Source organism: Nocardioides endophyticus (genome assembly GCF_039543845.1).
Lineage (GTDB): Bacteria > Actinomycetota > Actinomycetes > Propionibacteriales > Nocardioidaceae > Nocardioides > Nocardioides endophyticus.
Map to the genome: position 1 here is coordinate 24546 of NZ_BAABKN010000040.1, position 10301 is coordinate 34846.

Consider the following 10301-nt stretch of genomic DNA (forward strand, 5'->3'; position numbering starts at 1 on the left):
GCCATGAACGACATCCACAGCTCCGGCCTCGAGATGGACGACGACGGGCTGATCCGGCTCCAGAAGCTGCTCGCCATGTCCAACGTCGCCTCGCGCCGCAAGTGCGAGGAGCTGATGCTCGAGGGTCTGGTCGAGGTCGACGGCGAGGTCGTCACCCGCCTCGGCACCAAGGTCGACCCGCGCACCGCCGTGATCCGGGTCAACGGCAAGCGGCTGCCGCCGGTCTCGGAGAAGGTCTACCTCGCCGTCAACAAGCCGCGCGGCGTCGTGTCGACGATGTCGGACCCCGAGGGGCGCCGGACGCTGCAGGACCTGGTGGCAGACCGGCCCGAGCGGCTCTTCCACGTCGGGCGTCTCGACACCGACACCGCGGGGCTGATCATCCTCACCAACGACGGTGACTTCGCGCAGCGGCTGGCGCACCCGTCGTACGAGGTGGACAAGACGTACGTCGCCGAGGTCGAGGGCGAGATCTATCGCCGCACGCTCAAGCAGCTGCTCGAGGGCGTCACCCTCGACGACGGTCCGGTCACCGTCAGCAAGGCGCGCATCATCGAGGCCGGCAAGGACAAGTCGATCGTCGAGATCGTGATCCATGAGGGCCGCAACCGGATCGTCCGGCGGCTGATGGACCACATCGGCTACCCCGTGCGTCGGCTCACCCGCACCCAGATCGGGCCGGTCGTCCTCAGGGGCCTGCTGTCGGGGGAGATGCGCGACCTGACGCTCGACGAGCTCGGCGAGCTGCTGGACAACGCTCAGCTGTAGCCGTTGCCCAGAGCAGCCTCGACCGTCTCGTGGAGCTTGAAGACCCGGTCGAGCGCGGTGGCGACGAGGACCCGATTGGCCGCTGGGCTGGGTACGACGACCAGGGAGCCCTGGAGCACCCGCGCCCGCTTGTGGATGCCGATCAGGGCGCCGAGCCCCAGCGAGTCGATGAAGGTGACGCCGGTCAGGTCGATCACCAGGCGAGGCGGCCCGTCGACCTGGAGGCCCATCACCCGGTCGCGCAGCTCCGGGACGGTGGCGATGTCGATCTCGCCGACACACCTCACCACCCGGGTGTCGCCGAGGAGCTCGTCGCTGATGGCCAGGATCGGCTGGTCGTCGATGGTGGTCACGGGGGTGTGTCTACACGGTTGGTCGAGATTGCGCCTCACCCCGCGGGACCGTTCTCGCCGTACCGTGGGTCACGTGGCACCGGTCGCGCCCGCGCTGGCGCCGTACGTCGCCTCGGTGACGGCGTACGACGTCGACCTGCGCGAGCCCGGGGTGCACCGCGGCCTGCCGGGGACGACGTTGACCTTCGTGCTGCCGGTCGGGGCGCCGCTGGACGTCGGGTGGCAGGGCCGTCCCGGCAGCCGAGAACGCCGCTGGTCGACGGTGTCCGGACTGCACGCGCACCCCGCCGAGATCCACCACGACGGGACCCAGACAGGGATCCAGCTGGCGCTCACGATGGCCGGAGCGCGGGCGCTCTTCGGGATGCCGGCGGCGGAGTTGGCCGGTGAGCTGCTGGAGCTGGCGGACGTCGCGCCGGCCTTGCGGCACCTGCCCGAGCAGCTCGCGGCGTGTGCGCCGGAGCGCCGCGAGCGCCGGGTGCAGGAGGTGCTCCTGCGCCGGCTCGCCGAGGTCGGGGCGCCGGGGCCGCGGGCCGAGGTCGGCCAGGCGCTCGCCCGGCTGACCCGCGACGACATGGTCCAGGACGTGGCCGACGACGTCGGCTACAGCCGACGGCACCTCGGCAACCTGGTCCGCGAGGAGTGCGGGCTGACGCCGCGCGACGTACGCCGGCTGGGACGGTTCGAGCTGTCCCGCACGCAGATCGGGCGTCGGCCGCTGTCGGTGGTCGCGCACGCGTGCGGGTACGCCGATCAGGCGCACCTCACCCGCGACTGGGTCGAGCTGGCGGGCTGTCCGCCGACGACCTGGCTGCGCGAGGAGTTCCCATTCCTTCAAGACCATCGGGGTGCCGACGAGCCAGGCTGAGGACATGAGCGAAGCAGCGAACATCAAGCACTGGCAGACGATGTCCTTCCGAGACGCCGACGCGATGATCGCGTGGCTGAGCGCGATCGGGTTCACCGAGCACGCGACGTACCGCGACGAAGCCGACGCCTCCGTCGTGGTCCACGCCGAGTGGCTCTGGGCGGGTGGCGGGGGAGTGATGTTCGGCAGCCAACGCGACGACGGCGTAGTCCGCAACGTAGGTGGCTCCGCGGCGTACCTCGTCGTGGACGACCCGGACGCCGTCTTCGACAAGGCCGTCGCCGCCGGCGCGACCGTCATCCGGGAGACGGTCGACCAGGACTACGGCGGCCGTGGTGGGAGCGTCGAGGATCCAGAAGGCAACCACTGGTCGTTCGGGAGCTATCAGCCCCAGTAACCTCTACGCGTGGCAGTCAGGGCAGTGCGAGGAGCGACCCAGCTCGAGGACGACGTACGTGACCACATGCTCGAGCGCGTGGCCGAGATGGTCACCGACGTCATGGAGTCCAACGGCCTCGAGGTCGACGACTTCATCTCGGTGATCTTCACGGCGACGTCCGACCTGGTCTCGGAGTTCCCGGCGTACGCCGCCCGACGCCTCGGGTTCGGTGACGTGCCGTTGATCTGCGCGCGGGAGCTGGAGATCGCGGGCTCGATGCCTCGGGTGGTGCGGATGATGGCGCACATCGAGACCGACCTGCCCCGCGCCGACATCACCCACGTCTACCTGCACGGTGCCGCGGCGCTGCGCCGCGATCTGACCCGGGTCCGCGCGGTGCCCGACGATGACTCGCATGAATGAGCCGAGCCTGACCGGCCCGGTCGAGGTCGTCGGCACGGGACTGCTCGGCACCTCGATCGCCCTGGCCTGCCGTCGTGTCGGGCTGGACGTGCTGCTGACCGACGCGTCGCCCGAGCACCTCCGCACCGCGTCCGGGCTCGGCGCCGGTCGCTCGCGCACCCCTGGGGACCGGCCGCAGCTCGTCGTGGTCGCCGTCCCGCCCGACCACCTCGGCACCGAGATCGCCCGCGCGCTCGCCGACACCGACGCCGTGGTCACCGACGTCGGCAGCGTGAAGACCGGACCGCTGGCCGCCGTTGCGGACGTCGCGGGCGTCGAGAGGTACGTCGGCGGGCACCCGATGGCCGGCAGCGAGCGCTCGGGACCGCTCGCCGCGACGGCAGCGCTCTTCGACGGCCGCCCCTGGGCCGTCACGCCCCACGCCACCTCGCGACCGGACGCGATCGCCCTGGTCGAGGAGCTTGCCCTGCTCTGCGGCGCCGTACCTGTGCGGCTCAGTCCGGACGAGCACGACCGTGCGGTCGCCCGGACCTCCCACGTGCCGCACCTGCTCGCGTCGCTGGTGGCGGCCCGACTGGCGGATGCGCCGGAGCAGCACCTGGCGCTCAGCGGCCAGGGAGTCCGCGACGTCACCCGCGTGGCTGCGGGCGACCCGGCTCTGTACGGCCAGATCGTGACGGCGAACGCCGACGCCGTGCTCGGCCTGCTCGGCGAGGTCCGTGGTGAGCTGGACGCGCTGATCGAGGCGATCGCGAGCGGCAACCGCGACGGACTCGGCGCGCTCCTCGCCCAGGGCGTGGCCGGCACGCAGGCGATTCCCGGCAAGCACGGCGGGCCGGTCCGGCCGACCCGGTCCGTCTTCGTCTCCGTGCCCGACCACCCCGGCGAGCTGGCGCGGCTGTTCGCCGACGCGGGTGCCAGCGAGGTCAACATCGAGGACGTCCACATCGACCACGACCCGGGACGCCCGGTCGGGTTGGTGGAGCTCCTGGTCGACGAGGCGCGCGCGGACCACCTGATCGGATCGCTCGAATCCCGCGGCTGGGTGACACACCGGTAGGCTGCGGCCCCGTGAACAGCTCTGTGCACCCGCTCGCCCCTGGTCTCATCGTCGCCGTGGACGGCACCTCCGGATCGGGCAAGTCGAGCACGTCGCGCGGGGTGGCCGAACGGCTCGGACTGCGTTACCTCGACACCGGCGCGATGTTCCGCGCGATGACCTGGTGGCTGCTGCGCAACGGGGTCGACGTCCACGACCCGGCCGCCGTCGCTGCGCGCTGTGGCGAGCCGTCCATCGTCTCCGGCACCGACCCGCTCGCGCCGACGATCACCGTCGACGGTGAGGACGTCGCCGCCGCCATCCGCACCGACGAGGTCAACGCGGCGGTCTCGCCGGTGAGCGCGGTCCCCGAGGTGCGCACCCGGCTTCTCGAGCTCCAGCGCGCCGTGATCTCCGCCGAGTCAGCCGAGGGCGGGATCGTCGTCGAGGGCCGCGACATCGGCTCCGTCGTCGTCCCCGACGCCCCGGTCAAGGTCTACATCAGCGCCGACCCCGCCGCCCGGGCAGCGCGCCGGGCAGCCGAGGAGGGCGGCACCGACCTCGCGGCCACCCAGGAGTCGCTGCTCGCCCGCGACAAGATCGACTCCGGTCGCGCGACGGCACCCCTCACCATGGCCGACGGCGCCGTGCACATCGACACCACGCCGTACACCCTCGACGAGGCCATCGGGCTCGTCGTCGCGCTCGTCGAGGACGTGGGGGCCCGCCGGTGACCGATGCCCACCTCGCACGACCTCGCAGTGACCGGGTCAAGAGCGCGCCGCGCGCCTTGCTCCACTCGCTGCGTCCGGTCGCGCGGTGGCTCTTCCGTCGTCGGTACGACGTCCGGGTGCACGGCGCCGGGCACGTGCCGACCAGCGGGCCGGTGATCTTCGCCTCCAACCACGTCGGGGTCATCGACGGGCCGCTGCTGGCGATCTTCGCGCCGCGCCCGGTGCACGTGCTGACCAAGATGGAGATGTTCCGTGGGCCGCTCGGCTGGTTCCTGTGGCGATCGGGGCAGGTCCCGCTGGACCGGTACAACCCCGACCCACGCGCGGTGAAGACCTGCATCAGGGCACTGCGTGAGGGCCGGACCGTCGGCATCTACCCCGAGGGCAGCCGCGGCGCCGGCGACCTCGAGCGGTTCCACCGCGGAGCGGCCTACCTGGCGCTGGTCTCGGGCGCGCCCGTCGTACCCGTGACGACGCTCGGCAGCCGCGAGCCCGGCGGCACCAGCGGCTCGCTGCCCACGGGGGGAGCGGCCGTCGACATCGTGTTCGGCGAGACCTACCGGGTCGACGCCACGCCGTGGCCACGCACCCGGGAACAAGTGGAGAAGGCCTCGTTGTTGCTCCGTGAGCACATGCTGGTCCAATTGGACCTGGCGCGCGCGTCGACCGGCCGGGATCTCCCGGGTCCGCTGCCGCCAACCGACGTAGATCCAGACCCCGCCACCGGGGTCACCGATGAAGGAGCACCATGACCGAGCACGACCCTGCCCCCCAGGACTCTCCGGAGGGCTTGGCAGAGGACACCGGGCCGCTCCCGATCCTCGCCGTCGTCGGTCGCCCCAACGTCGGCAAGTCCACCCTCGTCAACCGGATCATCGGCCGGCGTGAGGCAGTCGTCGAGGACGTCCCCGGCGTCACCCGGGACCGCGTGTCGTACGACGCCAACTGGGCTGGCCGAGCCTTCACCGTCGTCGACACCGGTGGCTGGGACCCCGACGCCCGCGGCCTCGCGGCCTCGATCCGCGCCCAGGCCGAGATCGCGGTCGGCCTGGCCGACGCGGTGCTCTTCGTCGTCGACGCGACCGTCGGGGTCACCGACCACGACGAGGCCGTCGTCAAGATCCTGCGCGGGTCCGGCAAGCCGGTCGTGCTGGCGGCCAACAAGGTCGACGACCAGCGCACCGAGGCCGAGACCTACGGGCTCTGGAACCTCGGTCTCGGCGAGCCCTACCCGGTCTCCGCGCTGCACGGCCGGGGCTCGGGCGACATGCTCGACGCGGTCCTGGCGGCGCTTCCGGAGCCGCCGCCAGAGCGGATCGGCGAGGTCGGCGGGCCGCGCCGCATCGCGATCGTCGGCAAGCCGAACGTCGGCAAGTCCTCGCTCCTCAACATGCTCGCGGGCGAGGACCGGGTCGTCGTCGACAACGTCGCCGGCACCACCGTCGACCCGGTCGACGAGCTGATCGAGATCGGGGGCGAGGTCTGGCGCTTCATCGACACTGCCGGCCTGCGCAAGCGGGTCAAGGAGGCCTCGGGCCACGAGTACTACGCGTCGCTGCGTACGTCGACCGCGATCGACCGCGCCGAGGTGGCCGTGCTGGTGCTCGACGCAGAGCAGTCGATCTCCGAGCAGGACGTCCGCATCCTGCAGACCGTCCGTGAGGCGGGCCGGGCGCTGGTGATCGCGTTCAACAAATGGGACCTCGTCGACGAGGAGCGTCGCTACTACCTCGAGCGCGAGATCGAGCGCGAGCTCGTGCAGGTGCAGTGGGCACCCCGGATCAACTTCACGGCGCGTACCGGCTGGCACGTCGACCGCCTGGTGCCGGCCCTCAACAAGGCGATCGCCGGCTGGGAGACCCGGATCTCCACCGGCTCCCTCAACGGGTTCCTCGGCCGGCTCGTCGCCGAGCACCCGCACCCGGTGCGCAGCGGCAAGCAGCCCAAGATCCTCTTCGGCACCCAGGCCTCGACCGCGCCGCCGACGTTCGTGCTCTTCACGAGCGGCAAGCTGGACGCGTCGTACGAGCGGTTCATCGAGCGCCGCCTGCGCGAGGAGTTCGGCTTCGTCGGGACCCCGATCGTGCTGCAGCAGCGGCCGCGGGAGAAGCGCAAGCGCTGACATGGCCTAGCGTCGGGGCCATGAGGAGACTCGTGGTCCTGGCCCTGTCGGTCGCGCTGAGCGTGCCGTTGGCCGGTACGGCGCGGGCCCAGCGCCTGCCTGTGGAGCGTGCCGTCGGCGGCTGCTCGGTGTTTCCCGCGGACAACTGGTGGAACGCCGACGTCAGCGGTCTGCCCGTGCACGCCCGCAGCCGGCAGTGGCTCTCGCACATGTCGACCGACCGCGACCTGCACCCCGACTTCGGTCCGTCGTACGGCGACGGGCCCGACTACGGCATCCCGGTCACGGTCGTGAAGCCGTCGCACCAGCGGGTGCGAGTCCGGTTCGACTACGCCGACGAGAGCGACCGGGTGCGCTACCCGCTGGGCCGCGACACCCGGGTCGAGGGCGGCCGCGGCTCCGAGGGCGACAAGCACACGGTCGTCGTCGACCGCGGCTCGTGCCGGCTCTACGAGACCTGGAACACCCGCTCTCGAGGCACGCGCTGGATGGCGGGCTCGGGAGCCGTCTGGTCGCTGAGGTCCAACGCCTTGCGCCCCGAGGGCTGGACCTCCGCCGACGCCGCCGGGCTGCCGATCCTGCCGGGGCTGCTGCGCTGGGCCGAGGTCAAGGCGGGTCGAGTGGACCACGCGATCCGGTTCACGACCGACGTGACCAGCCGACATCACCTGTGGCCGGCTCGTCACGACGCGGGCTCGCGGTCGAGCCGCGCCTACCCGCCGATGGGTGCCAGATTCCGGCTGAAGCCGGGCTTCTCGACGAGCGGCCTCTCGCCGTACACCGTGGCGGTGGTGGAGGCGATGAAGACCTACGGCCTGGTGCTGGCCGACAACGGGTCGCCGTGGTACTTCCAGGGCGAGCAGAACCGACACTGGCCGGAGCGGCTGATCGAGGAGCTCAAGGGGATCCCGGCGTCGGCGTTCGTCGCGGTCGACACGGCGTCGTTGCAGGTCTCGAGGAACTCGGCGCAGGTCCGATCCTATTGAGGTCAGTACCTGACCTGATCGCTTCCTAGAGTCGTCACATGACCTCAGAACGCGACGACATCCTCGAGACCCTCCGCAAGCACCGCGAGCTCTTCCGCTACACGGTGCAGGGCCTCACGGACGAGCAGGCAGCATCCACCCCCACCGTCAGCGAGCTCTGCCTCGGCGGCCTGATCAAGCACGTGACCGCCGTCGAGAAGAACTGGGCCGACTTCATCGTCGAGGGCCCGGCCGCGCAGCCGGACGTCGACTGGGCCAACATCGACTGGGCGAACCCGCCCGCCTTCGTGATCGAGCACGCCAACGGCTTCCGGATGGTCGACGGCGACACCTTGGCCGGCCTGCTCGCGGCGTACGACGAGGTCGCCGAGGCGACCGACGCCCTGCTCAGCAACCCGGACCTCGACCTGGACTCCCGCCACCCGCTCCCGGAGGCGCCATGGTTCGAGGCCGGCGCGAGCTGGTCGGCCCGCCGGGCGTTCGCCCACATCGTGGCCGAGACCGCCCAGCACGCCGGCCACGCCGACATCATTCGCGAGACGATCGACGGTCAGAAGTCGATGGGCTGATCGAAGGCGCGACCCGATTCCGGGTCACGGCCCGGGCTGCGGTAGTGTTCACGCGGTTCGCTGCTCACGAGGCGGCGGCCGTTCGGGCTGTAGCGCAGCTTGGTAGCGCACTTGACTGGGGGTCAAGGGGTCGCAGGTTCAAATCCTGTCAGCCCGACCGATCCGCCCGGAGGCCATATGGCCTCTGACCTGCGGAAACAGGCCCGGTGATCTACGGATCTCCGGGCCTGAAAGGTCTCTGGGATTTGAACCGGTGTCCACAAAGTGTCCACTTACCCGTCTCAACGGCGCCTTCGCGATCAAGTCCGCCCGCTCTCTGCCGGCGGATGACGGCTCGTACGGGCCTGTGCGGAGTGGCCCGCGCACCTGAGGTTCATGCAGACCTCATCCCGTTCCGCGGCCGGACTGGAGCCGATGCTCAGCATCGACGAGCTCGCCGAGTACCTCGGCAAACCGGTGCGCACGATCTACGACTGGCGACTCTCGGGGCGCGGGCCGCGGGCGGTGCACGTAGGGCGTTCACTGCGCTACCGCGTCTGCGACGTGCAGGCCTGGCTCGACGCACAGCTCGAGCGGGTGCCGGGGGAGTTCCCAGACCCCGTCAGCGAGTCTGGGGGAGAGCCGGGGTGATCGGCCATGGGTAGGCAACGCACCCCGATCGGGACCTTCGGCGAGATCTCGTACATGCGGGCCGGCAGGAAGGTCCGCGCCCGCACCCGCTACCGCGACGACGACGGCCGGATCCGTCGCGTCCAGGCGACCGGGGCCAGCGAGGCGGACGCCGCCCGCCGCCTCAAGACCGCGCTCGCCCAGCGGCAGAGTCGCCGCGCGTACGGCGAGCTCTCCCCGGACAGCTCGTTCACCGCCTTGGTGAAGGTCTGGCTGGAGGACCTCGACCTCGACGGTGAGCTGGCGCGCAGCACCCGCGACCTCTACGAGCGCGACATGCGCACCATCGTCCTACCCGCCTTCGAGCACCTCCTGCTCCGTGAGATCACGGTCAGCCGAGTGGACCGGTTCCTGCGCCATCTGGCGGCCAACCGCAGCTACGCGATGGCCAAGCACGCCCGCACGGTCCTGAGCCTGGCCCTGAGACTCGCGGTCCGCTACGACGCGCTGCCGCGCAACCCGGTCCGCGAGACCAAGCGGCTCCGCAAGCCGCCCACGAAGGTGAAGGCGCTCTCGGTGGCCGACATCGCCGCCGTACGTGAGGCCGTCCGCGCCTGGCGCCGCGACGACGGGCTACCGGGCCCGAAGCCGGATGGACAACTCGAGCAGATCGTCGAGGTGATGCTCGGCAGCTCGGCGCGCATCGGCGAGGTCCTCGCGTTGCGCAAGTGCGACGTCGACGTCACCTGCAGGCCGGCGCGGCTGCGGATCTGCGGCACCATCGTCTCCCCGAAGGGCGTGGTGACCTATCGCCAGGAGCACCCGAAGACGTCCTCGTCGGTGCGCACGGTCGCGGTGCCGAGCTTCGCAGCCGAGGCCCTGCGGCACCGGCTGGTCGCGGTGGCGGGGGAGCCCGAGGAAGCGCTGCTGTTCGCCAGCCGCAACGGCACGCCGCTGACCACGAACAACGTCCGCCGCCGACTCCGGGCGGCACTGGCCGATGCGCAGGTCGAAGGAGTGACCCCGCACGCGTTCCGTCGGACGGTCGCGACCGTCCTCAGTCGGGACGGCTCCACCGAGCTGGCGGCAGAGATGCTCGGGCACTCCTCGGTCGAGATCACCAAGGCCCACTACATCGAGGTCGACGGCATCGTTGACCCCGCCACTGCGGACTTGCTGGAGTCCCTGGCGCCTCAGGCGGACGGGTGAGTGGTCACCGGTCCCGCACCGGGTGCGGGACCGTAGTCACCCTCGGCCTAGCCCCCGGTCCCGCGTCCGACGCGGAACCGTAGCCTCCGGCTGTGCGCCCGGCGCACAGCCGCGTGCTCCACCGATGAGGGGTCGGCCCGAGTCGGATCGTCATGGTGTGGTCCCAGGTGCGCTTGCGGTCGGGGTCAAGTCCTTGGTCGTGGTGTATGACGGTGATTCGTCGTTGATGGTGGTTAGGCGCT

The 10301-nt window shown here is 71.3% G+C and carries 13 protein-coding genes and 1 tRNA gene; 13 read left to right on the forward strand and 1 reads right to left on the reverse strand.

From position 1 onward, the window contains the following. Positions 1-3: 3 nt before the first annotated feature. Positions 4-768, forward strand: coding sequence for a pseudouridine synthase (locus ABEA33_RS26505; RefSeq protein WP_345530151.1), 765 nt, complete (start codon positions 4-6; stop codon positions 766-768). Here ABEA33_RS26505 and ABEA33_RS26510 read toward each other — a convergent pair. After that, on the reverse strand, positions 759-1121 hold the full coding sequence (locus ABEA33_RS26510) for an STAS domain-containing protein (protein WP_345530153.1): 363 nt from the start codon (positions 1119-1121) through the stop codon (positions 759-761). The two genes, ABEA33_RS26505 and ABEA33_RS26510, sit on opposite strands and share 10 nt — an antisense overlap. Before the next feature lie 73 nt (positions 1122-1194). Here ABEA33_RS26510 and ABEA33_RS26515 point away from each other — a divergent pair, with 73 nt between their 5' ends. From ABEA33_RS26515 to ABEA33_RS26570, 12 genes are all read left to right on the forward strand, one after another. After that, entirely contained in the window at positions 1195-1989 is a 795-nt protein-coding gene (locus tag ABEA33_RS26515; RefSeq protein WP_345530154.1) for a helix-turn-helix domain-containing protein, read from the forward strand. A gap of 4 nt (positions 1990-1993) precedes the next feature. After that, positions 1994-2386 carry a VOC family protein gene (locus ABEA33_RS26520; protein ID WP_345530155.1) on the forward strand — a complete coding sequence of 131 codons (393 nt, stop codon included), beginning with the start codon at positions 1994-1996 and terminating at the stop codon, positions 2384-2386. A gap of 9 nt (positions 2387-2395) precedes the next feature. Beyond that, complete coding sequence (gene aroH / locus ABEA33_RS26525; RefSeq protein ID WP_345530156.1) at positions 2396-2791, forward strand: chorismate mutase; 396 nt, start codon at positions 2396-2398, stop codon at positions 2789-2791. Then, positions 2784-3851, forward strand: coding sequence for a prephenate dehydrogenase (locus ABEA33_RS26530; RefSeq protein WP_345530157.1), 1068 nt, complete (start codon positions 2784-2786; stop codon positions 3849-3851). The genes aroH and ABEA33_RS26530 overlap by 8 nt, the downstream gene beginning before the upstream one ends. Before the next feature lie 11 nt (positions 3852-3862). Then, positions 3863-4564 (forward strand): (d)CMP kinase, encoded by a 702-nt coding sequence (gene cmk / locus ABEA33_RS26535; protein WP_345530158.1) that lies wholly within the window; start codon positions 3863-3865, stop codon positions 4562-4564. Beyond that, positions 4561-5316, forward strand: coding sequence for a lysophospholipid acyltransferase family protein (locus ABEA33_RS26540; RefSeq protein ID WP_345530159.1), 756 nt, complete (start codon positions 4561-4563; stop codon positions 5314-5316). The genes cmk and ABEA33_RS26540 overlap by 4 nt, the downstream gene beginning before the upstream one ends. Continuing rightward, positions 5313-6686: a ribosome biogenesis GTPase Der gene (gene der / locus ABEA33_RS26545; protein ID WP_345530160.1), complete on the forward strand. Its 1374-nt coding sequence runs from the start codon at positions 5313-5315 to the stop codon at positions 6684-6686. The genes ABEA33_RS26540 and der overlap by 4 nt, the downstream gene beginning before the upstream one ends. Before the next feature lie 20 nt (positions 6687-6706). Then, complete coding sequence (locus tag ABEA33_RS26550) at positions 6707-7672, forward strand: hypothetical protein (protein ID WP_345530161.1); 966 nt, start codon at positions 6707-6709, stop codon at positions 7670-7672. 38 nt (positions 7673-7710) lie between these two features. Continuing rightward, positions 7711-8241, forward strand: a complete 531-nt coding sequence (locus ABEA33_RS26555; RefSeq protein ID WP_345530162.1) for a DinB family protein — start codon at positions 7711-7713, stop codon at positions 8239-8241. Positions 8242-8324: 83 nt separating this feature from the next. Then, positions 8325-8398: transfer RNA gene (locus ABEA33_RS26560), tRNA-Pro, on the forward strand. Positions 8399-8616: 218 nt separating this feature from the next. Next, positions 8617-8871 (forward strand): helix-turn-helix transcriptional regulator, encoded by a 255-nt coding sequence (locus tag ABEA33_RS26565; RefSeq protein WP_345530164.1) that lies wholly within the window; start codon positions 8617-8619, stop codon positions 8869-8871. Positions 8872-8877: 6 nt separating this feature from the next. Next, positions 8878-10059 carry a tyrosine-type recombinase/integrase gene (locus tag ABEA33_RS26570; RefSeq protein WP_345530165.1) on the forward strand — a complete coding sequence of 394 codons (1182 nt, stop codon included), beginning with the start codon at positions 8878-8880 and terminating at the stop codon, positions 10057-10059. Positions 10060-10301: the final 242 nt, after the last annotated feature.